This is a genomic window from Acetobacter malorum (genome assembly GCF_002153605.1).
GTDB lineage: Bacteria > Pseudomonadota > Alphaproteobacteria > Acetobacterales > Acetobacteraceae > Acetobacter > Acetobacter malorum_A.
In genome coordinates, this window is record NZ_JOPG01000022.1 from 12,492 (window position 1) to 31,344 (window position 18,853).

Here is an 18,853-nt window from a genome sequence, read left to right on the forward strand (position 1 = left end):
ATAATATCATAGCCTGAAGTCTGGGCAGAAGCGACCGCCTTTCTCCCGCGCCCGGTGGGAGGCCGTTTAGCTTTTCTGTTTATAGAGTTCTTTCGGCCAGCGACGATGCAGCCAGAGCCAGCTTTCCGGCTTTTGCCTGATCCAGCTTTCCAGCCGGTCATTCACAGCCTGTACCATCAGGCTCAGATCCTGCTTCTTATCGCCCGTATCCGGCAATTCCATTGGGGGTTCGACCACAATCCGCAACCGGGCCGGCCCAAGCCGCTCCACATAGCCGGGGATGACCGCGCAGCGGTAGCGTAACGCCATAGCTGCCAGTGCCGGAGCTGTCATGGCGGGGCGGCCAAAAAATGTGGCTTCAACGCCGTCATTCATTTTCTGGTCCACCAGCATACCCAGTCGGCCTCCTTTGGAGACATACGCCAGAGCCTCCCTCGCCCCACGCGCGCCCTTGGCAAAAAGCGGCATGGGGGTAGGGGCCATGGCCGTATCCCGCAAATTGCGGATCATGGCATCAATCAGGGGATTGCCGGCAGCCCGATAAAAGGATGCAAAGGGCGTGCCATGTCGGGCAACGCCGGGCGGCAGCATTTCCCAGTTGCCGATATGGCCGGATACAAACAGAACCGCGCCGCTGCGCCGGGCCTGTTCTTCCAGATACTCAGCCCCCTTAACCTCAAAACCCGGTCCACTGGGGGTATTTTCCTGCAAGCGAGATAAATGCGGGAGTTCTCCTACCGTACGGCCAAGATTCTCCCACACGCCACGCACAATCCGGGCACGTTCCGTGGCGTTCAAATCCGGCATAGCCAGTTGCAGATTTTTGTCGGCTATTTTGGAAACCGGTAACAACGGACCGATAAACCGACAAAACCTGCCCGCAAAACTGGACGCCCGCGCAGGCCCCATCCGTAAAAACAGGTCCAGCAACGCCTGAGCTACCCGGGCTTCCAGACGCATCAGACGTGTGATGCGCACGTCGCTCATACAGGCCTCTGATTTAAAAGCTGGTCCAGTAAGGCTTCGGGCGCAGCTTCACTCTGCCAGAGAAGCCCAACGCCAACGGTCGTGAGCTGTTTTCTGAAAACGGGCGGAAACCGGACCGTATCTTTGGGGGTCGTCACAAGCTGTGCGTCCGCCTGCCGGGCGAGTGTAGCAAGATGGGTCATATCCCGGTCTTTATAAAAATAATGATCCGGAAAAGCGAGGCACCGCACCGGGTTCACCCCAGCCTGTCGGAGCCCGTCAAAAAACTTGGAGGGGCGGCCCAGTCCGGCAAAAGCGATGCAGCGCGCCTCTTTGAGCGCCTGAACTTCCGGTGCGGTTTGCAAATCAGCCCGAACGACATCCGGCACCATGCCCCCATACTGCGCCAAAAAACCAGTTTGATCCGGCCCAATCAGCAAAATTGCCGACGCCCGCGCCAGTGCTGCTGCCGGGGACTCACGCAGCGGTCCGGCAGGCAAAACGTGGCCGTTCCCCAATCCGACCACACCATCTACCACCAGAAGAGAAATATCTTTGTGCAGGCCGGGGTTCTGAAAGCCGTCATCCATAATCAGGCATGTGGCGCCTGCCGCGACGGCTGCGCGAGCCGATTCCGCCCGGTCTCCTCCAACCCATGTTGGGCACTGCTGGGCCAACAAGAGGGCTTCGTCTCCAACATCCCTCGCGGAATGGCGAGCAAGGTCCACCTGCGTCGCGGTTTTGATGCGACCGCCATACCCGCGCGTGAGAGCATGAACGGCAATCTTCCGCTTTTTCAGCCGGGCTACCAGATCCAGCACCACGGTTGTTTTCCCTGTGCCTCCAGTGGTGAGGTTGCCACAGCACAAAACCGGGACGGGCGCTTTCCAGCCGGCTTTCTTCTGCCTCTTTTCTGCGCAGGCCGCTACCAATGCCGCGAGAGGAGACAGCAACCAGGGGAACACTTTTGCCTGCGGATCTGACCAGAAACGGGGAGGCTGGATCATGATGACAGAAGCGCCAGAACTTTATCTGCCAACTGTTCCGGCAAGCCCATATTGGCAGTCGCCACAGCCTGCGCTTGTTTCGCACAGGTTTGCCGACGCTCAGGATCGTTCAGCATGGCACTCACCCAGTCAGCCAGTTCAGTTGCCGAGTGAACGGTCGCCACACTTGAACCCAAAACGGCAAAGGCTTCCTGAAAATTCTGAACACGAGGCCCGGTTGCCAGTGTACACTCCAGACGAGCCGGTTCAAACGGATTATGCCCGCCACCGCCCGTCCGCACATCAGGCAGACTATTGCCTATGAAAACAAGACTCGCCAGCCGATAAAACAGTCCGAGTTCCCCCAGTGTGTCACACACCCATACAGCATCGCTCGGCGTCGGGACTTGCCCCAAAGCTCTGCGTGGGGCCCCACCGAAGAGGGAACTGACGGCAGCACCCCGTTCCGGATGACGCGGCACGATAATGGTCAGAAGGGATGGGAAGCGTGTCCGCAAGGTTTGGACCGTCTGCCGGAGCGCGTCCTCTTCTCCATCATGCGTGGATGCAGCAAGAAATACCGGCCGCCCGGCAAGCAGCTGCTGAACTGCCTGCAATTCTGCCTGATTGACCGGCAAGGGCGGGGCGGCTGTTTTGAGATCGCCAGCTTTCGTCAGGGAGCGGGCACCCAACTGACGGAACCGCTCAGCATCCTCTTCGGAGCGGGCAGCAATCCATGCAAACCGCTCCAGCATCCGCCGGGCAACGGGGCGTAGCTTGCTCCAGTTTCTGAAAGAGCGTTCCGACATGCGACCATTGACGAGTGCGACAGGAACGTTCTGCCGGTGGCAGAGCCCAATCAGGTTCGGCCAGAGTTCACTCTCTGTGAAAACCACCGCCTGTGGCCGCCAGTGCGCCAGAAAACGCTGCCCCCAGCGCGGCACATCCAGCGGCACAAACTGATGGATAAGCCGGGGATGCTCTAGGCGTTGCTGCAACAGACGCGCCGCCGTAACCGTCCCCGTTGTAACCAGCACCGTGAGCGTTGTTTTTTTCTCCAGACAAAGCTGCATGAGCGGCAGAATGGATACCAGCTCACCAACACTGGCCGCATGGAACCAGACAAGTGAGCCTGCCGGGCGCTCATGCGAGGCAAAGCCCATCTTCTCCCGCACGCGATCCGGCAGTTCCTTCCCGCGTGTCTGCCGCCAGCGCAGCAGGAAAGGCAGTGCAGGCGCAAGACCCGTAGCCACCCAGCCCCAGACTCGTGACGGCTGAAGAGATAGCGGCGCGAGCCAGACTTTTTCCTTCTGTCGGCCCGGATGATCCACCCATGGCTGCTCGGCTTCCAGCGTGACCTTGGTGATCGCCTCCGCCAGCAGCCGATCTGCACTATGCTCGGCTTGCGCCTCTTTCTCGCGCGGCAGAATAAGCGGAGCGCCACACACAAAATGACCGCGCCCGAAAGGCAGCGGCAAAATCATTTTATCCCATGAGTTCAGACGAATGCCCCGGCAGGTGGCACCAACGGGGACAATCGGCTTTCTGACAAGGGCAGCCAGTGCGGTTGCGCCTTGCTGAGCTTGCCGACGCGGACCACGAGGGCCATCCGGCGTAATAGCAACAATGCCGCCATGCCGTAATCTGGCCCGCATGCGGCGCAATGCCGCAGCGCCACCTTTGTTTTTTCCACGGGTGTCGGAAGACCCGGCAATGGACCAGATCCGCCATTTCCCGACAATATCGGCAATTAGCCGGCCATCCCGGTTACGGCTGATAAGCACATGCAGACGCATGGCTGGATTTTGCGGTTCCGCCCACCACCATAAAGCCGGGGTGAGAGGCAGGACCTCATGCCAGAAAGCCACAACTGCCGTGCGGCCATCCTGACAGGTCAGAACCTCGCGGGCCTCCGGGTCGATACTAAACGTCCAGCGCGTGGTGCGCAGGGTCAGGCCCAGATAGCCCCGGATTGTTGTGACAAGAATTTTTCGAACAAAAGATCCGGCGGAATGCGGAAGACGCGCCACAGTGCCAGATCTCCCGCGCTAGGCCAGCCTCCGCCTGAAGGCAAACCCTTCTGCCTGCTCATTCAGAATGGAGGGCTGATAGGCGACCGTGAAGGCCTCATGCGCCCGCTGCCAGACTGCGGGATCAGCACCTTCGGGTAAGTCTATCGCCGTCACGCCGCACCGGAGCAGAAATTCATACTGGTCCGGCAGAACATGCCCGCCAGCCCGAATTTCACCCTTAAAGTGCAGATGCTCACGCAATGCCCGCGCCTGTGTGAAGGGGCGACCATCCCGAAACACAGGGAAGGTCAGCGCCACAACATCCAGCCGGGGCAGGGCGTCCCGCAGAGTCTCAACGTCGTCAGCAGAACTCAGCACCACACCAAGCCGCGCATCGCTGTTCCGGCCCAGCCCTTCAGAAAGGCGAGCCAGCGGCACCAGCACATCACCTGTCGGAAGAGATTCCCCCTCAACGGCAATCTGCCATGTGTCCTGAATAATCTGGCCGTTCTCAAGCAGTGGCATATGCGGCGTCCTTGAATGGTGCTGTGCCTAAACGGCGGCACGTTTCAATAAACCGCTCACCCGCCGTTCGTCTGGAAAGATACGTATCAATGATCCGGGCGATTGCATCAACCGTTTCATCTTCCGACATGGCAGACCCCAGAATTTGCCCGATGGAGGCGTCACCATCGCCAGCGGAACCACCCAGCGTAATCTGGAAGGCTTCCTCACCGCGTTTATCCACCCCCAGAATGCCAATATGCCCGGCATGATGATGCCCGCAGGCATTGATGCACCCGGAAATATTCAGCCGCAGCGGGCCAATTTCCCGCTGCAGATCAGCATTGGCAAAACGGGAGCTGAGCTTCTGGGCAATGGGGATGGAACGGGCATTGGCCAGCGCGCAATAATCCAGACCGGGGCAGGCCACAATATCAGTGATGAAGCCGATATTGGCTTCCCCAAGGCCGTTTTTCTCCAGCGACTGCCAGACGTCATACAGCGCATCCTGCCGCACATGGCCCAGCACTACGTTTTGCAGGTGGGTAATGCGGAGCTCCCCAAAGCTGTAGCGTTCTGCCAGATCAGCCAGAAGGTCCATCTGCGCCGAGGTCACATCCCCCGGGATACCGCCAGCCGGTTTGCAGGAGACCGTAATTGAGCAATAGCCCGGCTGCTTGTGGGGGTGGGTGTTCGTATGGACCCACGCATCAAACGCCCGATCAGCCTTACGCTGCGCGGCCAGTTTTTCCGCGGCATTCCCTGCCGGGGCAAAATCCGGTGCACCAAAGCGCGCGCGGATTGCCTCAACAGTCGCTTCAGGCAGGCGGTAACGCGCCCGGTCCATGGCGGCAAATTCTGCGTTTACCTGATTGAGGAATTCTTCCGTGCCCAGCGCCTGAACCAGAATTTTGATACGCGCCTTATAAATATTGTCGCGCCGTCCATGCGCGTTATAGACGCGCAGAATAGCTTCCAGATATGCAATCAGATCTTCTTCCGGCAGGTCATCCCGCAGTCTGACGCCAATAATCGGCGTGCGACCCAGGCCACCACCGACAAAGACTTCAAACACCGGGCGACCGTTTTCACCCTCACGCGCAATCAGGCCAATATCGTGGAAACGCGCCGCAACACGGTCCTGCTGGCTGCCCGAAATGGCAATTTTGAATTTACGGGGCAGGAACGTAAATTCCGGATGCAGAGTGGACCACTGCCGCAGAATTTCCGCATACACACGCGGGTCCAGCACCTCATCAGCAGCCGCACCGGCAAACTGATCTGCCGTCACGTTACGAATGCAGTTCCCGCTGGTCTGGATGGCGTGCATGTCCGTATCGGCCAGCACGTTCAGGATTTCCGGCGTGTCTTCCAGCCGGATCCAGTTGAACTGAATATTCTGGCGGGTGGTGAAATGCCCGTAATCGCGGTCATACGTGCGGGCAATATGCGCGAGCGTGCGCATCTGCTTCGCATCAAGCACGCCATAGGGAATGGCGACCCGCAACATGTAGGCGTGCAGCTGAAGGTACAGGCCGTTCATCAGACGGAGCGGCTTGAATTCCTCTTCCGTCAGGGCACCAGACAGACGCCGTTCAACCTGGTCTTTAAACTGAGCAACGCGTTGCTTCAGAAACGTGCGGTCAACGTCATCATAAGCATAATGCCCGACGGGCAGTGCGGCAGATGGAGAATGAGACATGGAAAAAGCCAATCTTGATCGTCTGTTCAGGCGTACGGAGCAGGGTGGGGCGCATGCCAGTCTGGCGTGAAATCAGGATGTACGCTGGGGCCACCGGCGCGAATGCGCTCGCGGCTGGTGACGGGTAGCGGGCCCGAGTCTGTCTCGGTAACCTGAACGCCATAAATTCCCACCAGAGCCTCTTCCTGCGCGCGGGCGTTGCAGGCTTTCAGAGCCTCCTCAACCGCGCTGTTGGGGAAGAGTTTTGCGTCCTGAATCAGCGTCGCCCACTGGCCATCGGCAGCCAGCCAGACGATGCGGCCATCCAAAAGACGATTGGCGGTGATGACGCTGGTGCCTTCAGCATCCCGGCGACTGTTTCTGCGATCCACAGCATATCCCTTTCCGGAACGATCCCTGGATAAAGAAATTACATCATGCGTGATATATTATCAATATACCACGCACCATTTTGAGTGATCAGGAATGAAGCACGACGTTTCGTGATAAAATAACATCCCGGCTCAGCGAGACCCGTTTATCCGCAACGCTCCCCGTCCCGAAACAATCTGGCCCGGCTGATATCAAGCAGGCCAGAGGCCTGAATTTCCACAGTATTTTCCGTGCAATCCGGCACACAGAACGGAACAGAACGCTCAGCCAGTTGTGCCCTGTAATGCCGATAACCGTTCCGCGCCCCCTCCGCGAGAAGAGAGACAACCTGTCCTTGCGCGGAACACTCGTCAGGTCTGCATACCTGAATTTCATACGGTCGCAGCATGGCCGTAACCGCGCCGGGAGAAACAGATGCATCAACCGGAAAAGGAAGAAGGCCAGCTTCATCCGGCACCATCAGACCATCCCGCACGATGCCGTTAAAAGACGGCGCTTCTCCCAGAAACTCCATAACAAACGCTGTTTGCGGGTTACGGTTCAGCTCTTCCGGCGTGGCATCCTGCACAATCTGCCCATGCTGCATGACAACAATACGGTCGGCAATTTCTACGGCTTCATCCTGATCATGCGTCACCAGAATAGTGGTAAGCCCCAGACGTTCATGCAGGGCTTTCAGCCATGTGCGAATAGAGCGCCGCACAATGGGGTCAAGCGCCCCGAAAGGCTCGTCCAGTAGTAGCAATTTAGGGCCCGTTGCCAGGGCACGAGCCAGTGCCACACGCTGCCGCTGGCCGCCGGAAAGCCGCATGGGATAAGACGGTCCGGCATCCGGAATCTGCATCAGGTCCAGCAGTTTCTGCACACGTGCTGCAATAGCAGAGCGGGAAGGCCGCTCTGAACGGGGCAGTACATCCAGCCCGAAAGCAATGTTTTTTGCCACCGTCATGTGCGGGAACAGGGCGTAATTCTGAAAGACAAAGCCAATCTTGCGGGCACGGTCCCGCATACTGCCCATCGTCTGCCCATCCAGCAGTAAGGCGCCTTGCTCAAACGTATCCAGCCCGGCAATAGCCCGAAGCAGGGTTGTTTTCCCGGCACCTGATGGACCCACCAGCGCCACAAACGCCCCTGTTGGCACATCCAGCGAGACATCATTCAGCAGACGCCGCGTGCTGCCCGGTGCGTAGCGCACCAGATGCTCAACCTGCACACTCATGCCTGCTTCTCCCTCCAGCGGGCCAGCCACTCCGGCGCAGAGCGGAGCAGGACGGCCATCATCGCCATACCCGCCAGAAGTGCTGCCATGCTGAAGGCCGCAACGGTCTGGTATCCATTATAAAGACTTTCAATATGCAGAGGCATGGTCTCGGTCATGCCCGGAATGTGGCCAGACACGACGGAAACCGCGCCAAATTCCCCCATGGCCCGCGCCGTGGTGAGCAAAATGCCGGAAAATAACGCAACCCGTGCACCGGGCAACGTGACCCGCCAGAGAATATTCCAGAACCCGGCCCCGGCCAGCATCGCAGCCTCTTCCGCATCGCGCCCCTGTTGCTCCATCAGCGGCACAAGAGTACGCACCACATAGGGCAGGGTGACAAAAATGGTTGCTAGCATGATACCCGGCACGGCAAAGGCGATATGAATACCAGCCTGTTCCAGCGCCGGCCCCCACCAGCCCTGTGCCCCAAACAGCAAAAGCCAGACAAGGCCGGAGACAACCGGGGAAATACTCAGCGGCAGCTCTACCAGCACCAGCAGCGCAGACCGGCCGGGAAAGCGATATTTTGTCAGCACCCAGGCAGCCAGAACACCAAAGATGGTATTCGCCACCACAGAGACGACCGTGACTTCCAGCGTCAGCCAGATGGCTGCCAGACCATCCGGGTCAGACAAAGATGCCAGAGCGGGAGCCAGTCCGTTTTTCAGCGCCTCGGCCACCACCACGGCCGGAGGCATAAGCAGCACCAGAACAATCAGTCCCCATGTGAGAACCCAGAGAGAATATTTTCTCATCTCTGCTCACCCCACACAGACAACCGCCTGCGCACCAGACTGACCAGAACCAGCGCCAGCAGGGACGTCAGCAACAGGATCAACGCAATGGCCGTAGCACCCGCGTAATCAAATTCCTGAAGCCTGACGACAATTAGCAATGGGGCAATTTCACTTTTGAAGGGCTGATTCCCTGCGATGAAAATCACAGAGCCATATTCCCCAACACCTCGAGCAAAAGCCAACCCAAAGCCTGTCACCAGAGCAGGGAGCAAAGGGGCGATAACAACGCGGGTGACCACCTGCCAGGGTCTGGCCCCAAGCAAAACGGCAGCTTCTTCCATGTCGCGTGGCAGGTTTTTCAGCACAGGCTCAACCGTGCGCACCACAAACGGAAGGCCGACAAACATCAGCGCCAGTACAATACCGGTCCGGCTATAAGCCAGTACCAGACCAAGTTTTGCGAGCGGTGCGCCCAGCCAGCCTTGCGGGCCGTAAAGCGTGGCCAATGTAATGCCGGATACAGCGGTTGGCAGAGCAAGCGGCAGATCAATCAGCGCATCTGCAACCTTGCGACCGGGCAGATCCCCGCGCACAAGCGCCCACGCCAACAGCAACCCAAGGGGTACATTCAGCAAGGCTGCGACAAAGGCACTGGAAAAACTGGTCCACAGAGCGGCAAACATGCGCGTGTCATGCGTTGCCGCAACCATAGCGCCCACACCATCCTGCCAGGGGCGGATGATCAGCGCACACAGGGGCAGGACAATAAAAAAGCCCGTCCAGAGCAGTGTGCCTCCCAGCGCCAGCCGATAACCGGGCAGGGCGGACCCGCCGCCCCGCAAAAAGGACAAAACAGCCTGCTTCATGCTGCGTTAAAAGCCTGACCGGTACGCATCGTCATCCTTCTCCTGCCGCCATCCTCAGGCACAACCCTGAAAGCGCACGAGCCAGAACAGAGGTTGCAATCGGCAACACTATCTTCTGACCCGTGTTTCGCCCTGATTAAGAGCGAGCTTTCAGCGCACCTGATAATCTGACGGTGTCTTTGATAAAGGATGCAAGTGTTTTTGTTTCGGACTCAACACTTCCTGCGCTGGTTTTCAGGTGCAGGGCAGGGCTGACCGGTGCTTCGTAAGGTGCATCAATGCCTGTAAAGCCACTGATCTTGCCAGACCGTGCCGCCGCATACAGCCCTTTGGGGTCACGCTGCTCACAGGTTGCAAGGTCCGCATCCACAAAGACTTCAGCAAACTCTTCTCCAAGAATCTGACGAGCCAGAGCGCGGTCAGAAAGCAGAGGAGAAATCAGCGCGACCAGCACCACCTGACCGGCATCCCGCAGGATACGGGCGACTTCCGCTGCGCGACGAACATTTTCAGTCCGGTCGACTTCAGAGAAACCAAGATCCTTGCACAGGCCAGCGCGCAGAGTGTCTCCGTCCAGAACGGTAACGTCCACACCATCAGCAAAGAGAGCGGCTTCCGTTGCCCGTGCCAGTGTGCTTTTGCCGGAGCCGGAAAGACCGGTCAGCCAGAACACCCCGCCACGATGACCCTTGGCGCGTGTGCGGTCCTGCGTTGTGACGTTGCTGCCTGTGGGGTGAATAACCTTTTCACCATCCGCGATAGCGGCTGGCCCCAGTAGCGGTGCACCACCCACAATACGCTGCTGACGGTCCACCAGAACGCCGCGCCCGTCTGCCGTGCCCGGCACGAAGGGGTCAAACAGGATGGTTTCCGCCGCGGACAGCGTGATTTCTGCAAAGCCTTCTGCCGGAACTTCCTCACCAGCATATTTCTGCAGGTCATCCAGATTCACCACGGAATCAATGGAGGTTACCGTCACAGCATGCTCTGCCGTCGCCAGACGCAGGTGGAAGCTTTCACCCACACGCAACGGCTCCTGACGCAGCCAGAAAAGGCGCGTGCGGATGCGGGAGGCCGCAACCGGCGGAGTTTCTGATTTGTGAAGCAGATCACCACGGTCCGGGATCACATCCGGCTCCAGCGTAACGGCGACGGACTGACCCGCGGCGGCAGAAATCTGCGGCGCGGTGTGCCAGCTTGCGATGGAGGAAATCTTCGCAGGGGTTTTCTGCGTCCCGATAATCACCGTATCGCCCACGCGCACCCGACCGCGCTCAATACGGCCTGCCACATAGCGCTTGTCGTCAAAGCGATAGACATCCTGCACCGGCAGGCGCAGCGGAAGTTCAGCGCGGGACGCAGGTGAGGGGACCTGTGCCAGAGCTTCCGTCAGGGTCGGACCGCTATACCAGGGCATCCGCTCGGAGCGGCTGGCGATATTATCGCCATCCCGCGCAGAGGCCGGGATGAAGAGAGCGGCTTCCAGATCCAGCTTTGTAAGAAGCTCGGAGACGGATTTTTCTGCTGCTTCAATTTTCGCCTGATCGAAGTCCAGCAGATCGACCTTGTTCAGCAGAACGATCACATGCCGGATACCAATAAGGTGCAGCAGCATGGCGTGGCGACGGGTCTGTTCCCGTGCCCCTTCAGCCGCATCCACCACAAGCACAGCGGCTTCCGCATCGGCTGCGCCGGTGATCATGTTGCGCAGGAACTGGCGATGGCCGGGCGCATCCACAATCACAAATTCCCGCTTATTCAGCAGGAAGGGGATGCGGGTGGAATCAACCGTCACACCCTGATCGCGCTCGATCTGGAGGGAGTCGAGCAGGAAGCTCCATTCAACCTTCAGCCCGCGCTTTTTGGAAGACGCAATAATCTGGGCGACCTTGCCGTCCTGCAGATTATCCGTGTCATGCAGCAGGCGACCAATCAGCGTCGATTTACCGTGATCGACGTGACCGACGATAACGATCGGCGTCGCGGGCTCCTGAGACTGAGCCGCAGAGGGGGAAAGCGTATTCGTCATAATTCTATTCCAGTCCGCTAAGGCTCAAAGATAACCGGCGACGCGCAGCCGCTCGAAGGCATCTTCGGATTCATGATCCATGGCCCGACCAGACCGTTCGGATGTACGGGTGGTTTCGAGTTCGGCAATAACTTCAGCCAGTGTGCTGGCATTGCTTTCAACCGGGTTGGTAATGTCCTGATCACCCAGAGAGCGATACCGCTTGCCGTTTTTGGCAAAATACAGATCCACCAGCGGGATGCCCTCGCGCTCGATGTAGCGCCAGATATCAATCTCCCGCCATGACAGCAGCGGATGCACGCGGATGTGCATGCCTTCCTCATGCGGGGTGGCATACTGGTCCCAGAATTCCGGCGGCTGGTTGCGGATATCCCACTTGTGGCTGGCACCACGCGGACTGAAGACGCGTTCCTTGGCGCGGGTGCCCTGTTCATCACGACGGATGCCGGCAATCACGCCCTGCAACTTGTGCTTTTCAATCATCGCAGCGAGACCGGCCGTCTTGCGGGCGGCAGAACGGGCTGCCGGAGGCAGGGACGGGTCCATTTCCTCAACCGGCGGGCAGGTGCCCAGCAGCAGGTCCAGATCCCACTTTTTGGCGTATTCATCCCGGAATTTATACATTTCCGGAAATTTCTTACCGGTATCTACATGCATGACGGGGAAGGGCACGCGGCCCAGAAAAGCCTTTTTGGCCAGCCAGACCATGACGTTGGAATCTTTGCCCAAAGACCACAACATGGCGAGCGGCTTAAGCTTGCGGTAGGCTTCCCGAAGGATGAAGACACTCTGTGCCTCGAGCTGATCAAGATGGTCCATTTGTCTGGTCAAACCTGTTTTGAGAAAAGAGAGATAAGGTGTCCTGAACTGTCAGGAAGCCGTGTGAATGCCGCACTCTGTCTTGGCCAGCCCGGCCCAGCGCCCGGCGCGTGGGTCTGCCGTCTGGCCAACAGGGCGCGTGCAGGGTGCACAGCCGATAGAGAGGTAGCCTTCCGCCACCAGCGGGTGCGGGGGCAGGCCGCGGCGCGCCATTTCCCGTGTAATATCTTCCGCCTCCCAGAGCGCCAGCGGGTTGAGGCGAAGTGCACCGCCTTCCTTTTCTTCCACCACCGGCAGCGCCGCACGGGTGGAAGCCTGAGAACGCTTGCGTCCGGTTACAAGTGCTTCATAGGGCAGCGTGGCCAGATCGAGCGGCTCAACTTTACGCAGGCGGCAGCAGGCATCCGGGTCAAAGGCCCAGAGTTCTCCAGTCGGGTCACGCTCCTGCACCTCAGCCTGCGCTGGCCGGACATCAATCACGTTTTTCAGACCAAGAAAGCGCGCCAGCTCGGCGCGATAGGCCAGTGTTTCCGGAAAATGCTTGCCTGTTTCCAGAAACAGCACGGGCATATCCGGGTCAACTTCCGCGACAAAAGCGAGCAAAAGAGCTGATTCCGCACCAAAGGAGGACATCACGCCCACCTTTTTACCAAGCTGAGCAGATGCTGCGCTGAGAAGTCTGACAGGATCCTGAGCCTGGGAGCGCAAGACTGTCAAAACTGACCGGGCAACAGACATTCGGGAATTCCAATAACAACTACGTGAAATAGTATTTAAAGGATATTGCACGTAAATTGACACCGATTCAAGCCCATTCTCCACGAAAGAATTTCGTATTTTGCAGGCAAGGTATTCCACACACACAGACGATGTTTTCTAGCTCAAAATCCACGCGATGTCTTTTGCCAGACAGTTATTTGTCATTTTTGAAACAAGCCGGCCCGTAGAAACGCTCAAAAAACGAGAAGATCACATCCGCAGCCCAACTTTATCTCATGAGGCGTTACGGGGCAGTGTGCACAGGAAGCAATGAAAGAAACGCGCGAACCCACCCAGCAGGAGAGTCCCGTAAAAAGGCATACAGAGCCGAACGGCGCCGCCGAGACTATTCATCGCGTAAAACGCTTCACAGCACTCTCTGGCGCTCTGCGCGCGCCTTACGCGTATCTGACAACGAACACGAACAGAAAATTATTCCAAAACAATGCATTAGAGAAGATCACGCATCTCAGCCGCAACGCTCTTCAGGCCTTGGTAGCCGCTGACACGGGCCCAGCACTCTAATGTCTGACAGTCGGCGTGCCCAACGCAACAAATGGCCGCGCCGACACCCAGATACAATTTAGTTGGCATAATATATCTTATGCGATTTATGTCCCAGCGCATTAGACCCCACAAATTTTGCCAGACCCATTCCCCTCAACCTGCATAATCACTCACAAGTTCACTCACTAGCTGCCCGCCATAACCGAACGCTCAAGAGTTGATGTTCAAGAGCAGATCCTCTTGGGTGATGCATCGGATCAAGTGCCAATCCCATTGCAAGCTCAGATATTCCAGCTTCCAATGCCACACGCCGCGAGCCGTCACAGATGATAGCCCGCAGGCCCCAGGTTCAGCATGTGAACCGCATGGATGCACCAAACCACGCTTTTCCGTGCGCCTTTATTGAGAGGATCTGTCGGGGCAGCATTATTATGAGGCCGTCCACTCCAAGGAACTCTTTAAATCAGCCTGTGACCACCAACGGCCCGTGCAAGAGCGCCTTGACGCATGCCCTGCCCTTAATTTCTCAGGCAAGTCACGCATCAACCGCCACCGTCGCTAACCAGCCTGCCTTAGCAAACCGATCAGCCACAACGGATGGTTTCTGCGATACGCCGTTATTTTGTCGGGCTCGGATTATCCCGGCGGAACAGTTCCCACTCATCCATCACCGTACCGTCTGGCAGATGGCAGTAGCCAACCTGCCCTTTAGTTGCGTCCTGCTTCATGCTCAGCGTGCCGCCTTTTTTAGTGCAATAAAGCGCGGCCGGATTGGGAATACGAAGCGGCCGAACGCTGTTACGGCTCTGGTCTTCTGTATGGTGTTCACACCCTGCCAGCATCCCTGCGGCACAGACCGCCAGAGCGGCTTTAGTCAGACGAGAAAACGTAACGGTCATGGCAGCAAGATCCTGTTTTGATTATCTGAAAGATAGTCTCTCGTATGGGTCGGGATTTGTCACGCCCTGCACACCCGTCTGTAAATGTTTTCCGAATTTTTTCATGCCGACCGTCCCTCGCCCGCCTCATGAAGACAGGATTCCAGCAACGCGCACAACCAGTCCGCAAAGACCTGCAAACGATGAGAGAAATGCCGACGATGCTGGTAAAGCAACGTCATGGGCATTGGCTCTGCGCGCCATTCTGGCAGAACTTCTACCAGTTCCCCGGATTTCACCTGCTGCTGAACATCATAGGCGGGCACCTGAATCAGCCCCAGACCGGCCAGACAGCAGGCTATCAGGGCTTCCGCACTGTTGACCGTGACGCGCCCGGCCATGGCGCAGGTATGTAACTGGCCGTTTTCCTGCCATTCCCACTCTTCCACGCGTCCGCTGAAGGCGGATGCATAGCCAACAGCGAGATGTTGCGACAGATCCTGCGGGGTGCCGGGCCTACCATAGCGAGCCAGATAGGCTGGGCTTGCGACGTTAATCAGCGACAATTCACCAATCTTACGGGCAATCAGGCCCGAATCCTGCAACGGGCCAATACGCAGCACGCAATCAATCCCGTCTTCCACCAGATTGACGGGTCTGTCGGTCACGCCCAGCTCAATATCAATCTCGGGGTAGCGTTCCAGAAATTCCGGTAAGGCCGGGGCCACGATCAACCGGCCGATCCGCCCCGGCATATCCACGCGCAAAACGCCGCGCGGTGTCGCTTTATCCCGCCGGAACAGACCTTCCGCCTCTTCCACATCTGCCACCAGCCGGAGGCAGACATCGTAAAAAGCCCGACCATCCGCCGTGGTGGAAACCGTGCGCGTTGTGCGGGACAGCAGGCGCGCCCCTACCCGGCTTTCCAGCGCCTGAATAGCGGTCGAAACGGAGGACCGGGGCATGTTGAGAGTATCCGCAGCCCTTGAAAAACTGCCGGAATCTACAACACGCAGAAAAATACGAAAAAGATCAATCCGGTCCACAACACCCTCGGGTAACACGCCCTATTGTTCGGATTATACGACAAGTGTTGTTTAAAGACACCTATTTATTAAGAAAAACGAGATGATACTGTTTTCCTCATGAAAGTCCGCATCCTGCGGTGTCTTTCAATAAAAGGACAACCGGATATGGCAGACCACAGTCTCAAAGGAAAAACCGCTCTGATTACGGGTGGCGCCAAGAATCTTGGTGGCCTGATTGCTCGCGATCTGGCCGCACATGGCGTGAAAGCCATTGCCATTCACTATAATAGTGACGCCACGCGCCCCGAGGCCGAGAAAACTCTGGCCGACCTGAAAGCCGCCGGTGTGCAGGCCGTTGCTCTGCAGGCGGACCTGACAACCGCAGCCGCCAACAGCAAACTGTTTGCGGACACCATTGCCGCCATCGGCAAGCCCGACATTGCCATCAACACCGTCGGTAAAGTGCTGAAAAAGCCGATTGCGGAAACCTCGGAAGCCGAATTTGACGAAATGTTCGCCATCAATTCCAAGGCGGCCTATTTCTTCATCAAGGAAGCCGGGCTGCACCTGAATGACAACGGCAAACTGCTGACCCTCGTCACGTCTTTGCTGGGGGCTTACACCCCGTTCTACTCCACCTATGCCGGCGCCAAGGCCCCGGTGGAGCATTTCACGCGGGCAGCCTCCAAGGAGTTTGGCGCACGCGGTATTTCGGTCAACGCCATTGGTCCGGGGCCGATGGATACGCCCTTCTTTTACGGTCAGGAAGCGCCGGATGCCGTGGCATATCATAAAACCGCCGCCGCCCTTTCTGCCTTCAGCAAAACCGGCCTGACGGACATTGAGGATATTGCCCCGTTCGTCCGTTTTCTGGTCTCGGAAGGCTGGTGGATGACGGGCCAGACCATTCTGGTCAATGGCGGCTACACCACCAAATAACCCGGCCTGTTGGGGAAGGAGCGCATGCCCTGCTCCTTCCTCACACTTTTCCAACAATTTGTTGTGTTTTTTTATCGATTATTTATGAGTAGGCTCAGAAGCATCAAGAGTCAGGCCGACGCCTGACACCAACCTGCGTCCGTGCAAGGTGGTGCCTTCCCTGCTTTGCAGTGAAGGGATGTGGCCAGAAGACCGGCAATAACGGACCCATGCCACGCGCGTCGTCGCTTTGTCTTTTGATCTCGCACCGTTTTGAAGAGATCAAACATGACACAGATTACCCAACAGTTTGCCAGCGATAACTACGCCGGAATCTGCCCTGAGGCTCTTGCCGCCATGCAGGAGGCCAATCAGGGCTACGTCCCAGCCTACGGCGAGGATATCTGGACCACCCGCGCTGCCGACGCCTTCCGCTCCCTGTTTGAAAAAGACTGCGATGTCTTTTTTGCCTTCAACGGCACGGCCGCCAATGCTCTGGCGCTGGCCTCCCTGTGTCAGTCCTATAACAGTGTGATCTGCTCCGCGCTGGCCCATGTGGAAACAGATGAGTGTGGCGCACCGGAGTTCTTCTCCAACGGCTCCAAACTCCTGCCCGCCCCCACCGAGGGTGGTAAGCTGACGCCGGACGCCATCCGCACACTGGCAACAGACCGCACGGATATTCACTTCCCCAAGCCCCGCGCCGTCACCATTACCCAGCCGACCGAAACCGGGCAGGTTTATACACTGACTGAAATTCAGGCCATTTCCGCAGTCTGCCGCGATCTGGGGCTGCGTTTACATATGGATGGTGCCCGTTTTGCCAATGCCTGTGCCGCCCTTGGATGCTCCCCGGCAGAGATGACCTGGCAATCCGGCGTGGATGTGCTGTGTTTTGGAGGCACCAAAAACGGCATGGCCGTGGGAGAAGCCATTCTGTTTTTTGACCGTGACCTCGCGGAAGGGTTCGATTACCGTTGCAAGCAGGCCGGACAACTCGCGTCCAAAATGCGCTTTCTGGCTGCCCCGTGGGTCGGTGTGCTGGAAAGCGGTGCATGGTTACGCAATGCGACAAGCGCCAATGCAGCCGCGACGCATCTGGCCAAACACATTCTCCCGCTTGAGGGGCTGGAGCTGATGTTCCCGCCCGAAGCCAATGCCGTTTTCCTGAAAGCCCCCTCAACCCTTCTGGACGGCCTGCGAGAGAAAGGCTGGCGCTTTTACACCTTTATCGGCGGGGGCGCGCGCTTCATGTTCGCGTGGGATGCGGATCTGGCACAGGTCGATGCGCTGGCGGCTGACATTAAAAGCCTGCATGCGGCCCTCTAGCGGGATATTCCTTTTCCCTATGGCCCGAAATGAAATCTCAATCCGGGCCATCCCCGTCATTCTGCAGGCTGGTCTTGCCGGGGTAAACCGGATATATTCAGTCCTACTTTTCACTTAAAATCTGGTTCTTTGCGCATGCCTGACGGTTCTTCTCCTGTAACGCGTTCTCCCTCAGCCTCTTTGCCGGAAGTCCGTCATGACTGGACGGTGCCGGAAATTCAGGCTCTGCTGGACCTTCCGTTTCCGGAGCTGATGTTCCGCGCTCAGGCCGCGCACCGGGCGCATTTTGACCCTACGGAAATGCAGATTTCCACACTGCTCTCCATCAAAACCGGTGGCTGCCCCGAAGACTGCGCTTACTGCCCGCAGAGCGCGCTGCACGAAAAAAGCGTGAAGGCCGAGCGCCTGATGGCTGTGGATGCCGTGCTGACGGAAGCCCGCAAGGCCAAAGAGGCCGGAGCCAGCCGTTTCTGCATGGGGGCCGCATGGCGCTCCCCCAAGGAACATGATCTGGAAACAGTCTGCGCCATGATCGAAGGCGTCAAAGGTCTTGGTCTGGAAACCTGCGTCACACTGGGCATGCTGGACGCCGGACAGGCAGGCAAGCTGCGTGACGCCGGGCTGGATTACTACAACCACAATCTGGATACCTCGCCAGACTATTATGGCGACATCATCACCACCCGCACCTATCAGGACCGGCTGGATACGCTGTCCAACGTGCGGGACGCGGGCATTAATGTCTGCTGTGGCGGCATTGTCGGCATGGGTGAGAACGAGACAGATCGCGCCGGTCTGATCGCCGCCCTCGCCTCCCTGCCCGCACATCCGGAAAGCGTTCCGATCAACCTGCTGGTACGCGTGAAGGGTACGCCACTGGGTGACTCTGAAGAAGTCGATCCGCTGGATTTTGTCCGTATGATTGCAGCAGCCCGTATCAGCATGCCCAAAAGCCGGGTACGTCTGGCCGCTGGCCGTGAGGACATGAGCGATGAAACACAGACCCTGTGCTTCCTTGCCGGTGCCAATTCCATTTTCTACGGTGAGCGTCTGCTGACCACGCCAAACCCGCAGGCTTCGCGGGATCGTAAGCTGCTGGATAAGCTGGGCATGCATACAACTGGCATTTCCGTCTAAAATGTCTCTTGCATTCCTTGCCTGATCTGCGTCAGGAGCT

At 58.0% G+C, this 18,853-nt stretch carries 18 protein-coding genes and 1 riboswitch; of the genes, 4 read left to right on the top strand and 14 right to left on the bottom strand.

Annotated features, from left to right (window positions below):
* Nucleotides 1-66: 66 nt before the first annotated feature.
* The 12 genes from HK23_RS09795 to HK23_RS09850 all read right to left on the bottom strand — a co-directional run bounded on the left by HK23_RS09795 (nucleotide 67) and on the right by HK23_RS09850 (nucleotide 12,995).
* A complete protein-coding gene (locus tag HK23_RS09795) occupies nucleotides 67-987 on the bottom strand; it encodes a lysophospholipid acyltransferase family protein (protein ID WP_086653821.1) in 921 nt (306 codons plus the stop codon).
* Complete coding sequence (lpxK, locus tag HK23_RS09800; protein ID WP_373270325.1) at nucleotides 984-1,970, bottom strand: tetraacyldisaccharide 4'-kinase; 987 nt, start codon at nucleotides 1,968-1,970, stop codon at nucleotides 984-986. The genes HK23_RS09795 and lpxK overlap by 4 nt, the downstream gene beginning before the upstream one ends.
* The gene (locus HK23_RS09805) at nucleotides 1,970-3,982 is read right to left on the bottom strand and encodes a glycosyltransferase N-terminal domain-containing protein (protein WP_086653823.1); all 2,013 of its coding nucleotides are present in this window, start codon (nucleotides 3,980-3,982) and stop codon (nucleotides 1,970-1,972) included. Before HK23_RS09805 ends, lpxK begins: the two co-directional genes overlap by 1 nt.
* Before the next feature lie 18 nt (nucleotides 3,983-4,000).
* Complete coding sequence (locus HK23_RS09810; protein ID WP_086653824.1) at nucleotides 4,001-4,489, bottom strand: DUF934 domain-containing protein; 489 nt, start codon at nucleotides 4,487-4,489, stop codon at nucleotides 4,001-4,003.
* A complete protein-coding gene (locus HK23_RS09815; protein WP_086653825.1) occupies nucleotides 4,476-6,170 on the bottom strand; it encodes a nitrite/sulfite reductase in 1,695 nt (564 codons plus the stop codon). The genes HK23_RS09810 and HK23_RS09815 overlap by 14 nt, the downstream gene beginning before the upstream one ends.
* Nucleotides 6,171-6,196: 26 nt before the next feature.
* A complete protein-coding gene (locus HK23_RS09820) occupies nucleotides 6,197-6,541 on the bottom strand; it encodes a DUF2849 domain-containing protein (RefSeq protein ID WP_086653826.1) in 345 nt (114 codons plus the stop codon).
* A gap of 146 nt (nucleotides 6,542-6,687) precedes the next feature.
* Nucleotides 6,688-7,761, bottom strand: coding sequence for a sulfate/molybdate ABC transporter ATP-binding protein (locus HK23_RS09825; protein WP_086653827.1), 1,074 nt, complete (start codon nucleotides 7,759-7,761; stop codon nucleotides 6,688-6,690).
* Nucleotides 7,758-8,561: a sulfate ABC transporter permease gene (locus tag HK23_RS09830; protein ID WP_086653828.1), complete on the bottom strand. Its 804-nt coding sequence runs from the start codon at nucleotides 8,559-8,561 to the stop codon at nucleotides 7,758-7,760. Before HK23_RS09830 ends, HK23_RS09825 begins: the two co-directional genes overlap by 4 nt.
* Nucleotides 8,558-9,409: a sulfate ABC transporter permease subunit CysT gene (gene cysT, locus HK23_RS09835; protein ID WP_086653829.1), complete on the bottom strand. Its 852-nt coding sequence runs from the start codon at nucleotides 9,407-9,409 to the stop codon at nucleotides 8,558-8,560. Before cysT ends, HK23_RS09830 begins: the two co-directional genes overlap by 4 nt.
* A gap of 136 nt (nucleotides 9,410-9,545) precedes the next feature.
* The gene (gene cysC, locus HK23_RS09840; RefSeq protein ID WP_086653830.1) at nucleotides 9,546-11,438 is read right to left on the bottom strand and encodes an adenylyl-sulfate kinase; all 1,893 of its coding nucleotides are present in this window, start codon (nucleotides 11,436-11,438) and stop codon (nucleotides 9,546-9,548) included.
* Nucleotides 11,439-11,462: 24 nt separating this feature from the next.
* Nucleotides 11,463-12,257 (bottom strand): sulfate adenylyltransferase subunit CysD, encoded by a 795-nt coding sequence (cysD, locus tag HK23_RS09845; RefSeq protein WP_061491034.1) that lies wholly within the window; start codon nucleotides 12,255-12,257, stop codon nucleotides 11,463-11,465.
* A gap of 51 nt (nucleotides 12,258-12,308) precedes the next feature.
* Nucleotides 12,309-12,995, bottom strand: a complete 687-nt coding sequence (locus HK23_RS09850) for a phosphoadenylyl-sulfate reductase (protein ID WP_063908221.1) — start codon at nucleotides 12,993-12,995, stop codon at nucleotides 12,309-12,311.
* A gap of 291 nt (nucleotides 12,996-13,286) precedes the next feature.
* Here HK23_RS09850 and HK23_RS09855 point away from each other — a divergent pair, with 291 nt between their 5' ends.
* Nucleotides 13,287-13,541, top strand: coding sequence for a hypothetical protein (locus tag HK23_RS09855; protein WP_086653831.1), 255 nt, complete (start codon nucleotides 13,287-13,289; stop codon nucleotides 13,539-13,541).
* Between the two features lie 599 nt (nucleotides 13,542-14,140).
* Here the strand turns inward: HK23_RS09855 and HK23_RS09860 are convergent.
* Together HK23_RS09860 and HK23_RS09865 are read right to left on the bottom strand one after the other, a co-directional pair.
* Complete coding sequence (locus tag HK23_RS09860) at nucleotides 14,141-14,422, bottom strand: putative hemolysin (protein WP_063908220.1); 282 nt, start codon at nucleotides 14,420-14,422, stop codon at nucleotides 14,141-14,143.
* A 101-nt stretch (nucleotides 14,423-14,523) separates the two neighbouring features.
* Complete coding sequence (locus HK23_RS09865; protein WP_086653916.1) at nucleotides 14,524-15,447, bottom strand: LysR family transcriptional regulator; 924 nt, start codon at nucleotides 15,445-15,447, stop codon at nucleotides 14,524-14,526.
* Between the two features lie 147 nt (nucleotides 15,448-15,594).
* Here HK23_RS09865 and HK23_RS09870 point away from each other — a divergent pair, with 147 nt between their 5' ends.
* From HK23_RS09870 to bioB, 3 genes are all read left to right on the top strand, one after another.
* The gene (locus HK23_RS09870; protein WP_086653832.1) at nucleotides 15,595-16,368 is read left to right on the top strand and encodes an SDR family oxidoreductase; all 774 of its coding nucleotides are present in this window, start codon (nucleotides 15,595-15,597) and stop codon (nucleotides 16,366-16,368) included.
* Nucleotides 16,369-16,463: 95 nt separating this feature from the next.
* A riboswitch (SAM-I-IV-variant riboswitch) is annotated at nucleotides 16,464-16,580 on the top strand.
* Nucleotides 16,581-16,635: 55 nt separating this feature from the next.
* Nucleotides 16,636-17,676, top strand: a complete 1,041-nt coding sequence (locus HK23_RS09875) for a threonine aldolase family protein (protein WP_086653833.1) — start codon at nucleotides 16,636-16,638, stop codon at nucleotides 17,674-17,676.
* Nucleotides 17,677-17,811: 135 nt separating this feature from the next.
* Complete coding sequence (gene bioB / locus HK23_RS09880; protein WP_086653834.1) at nucleotides 17,812-18,813, top strand: biotin synthase BioB; 1,002 nt, start codon at nucleotides 17,812-17,814, stop codon at nucleotides 18,811-18,813.
* Nucleotides 18,814-18,853 lie beyond the last annotated feature (40 nt).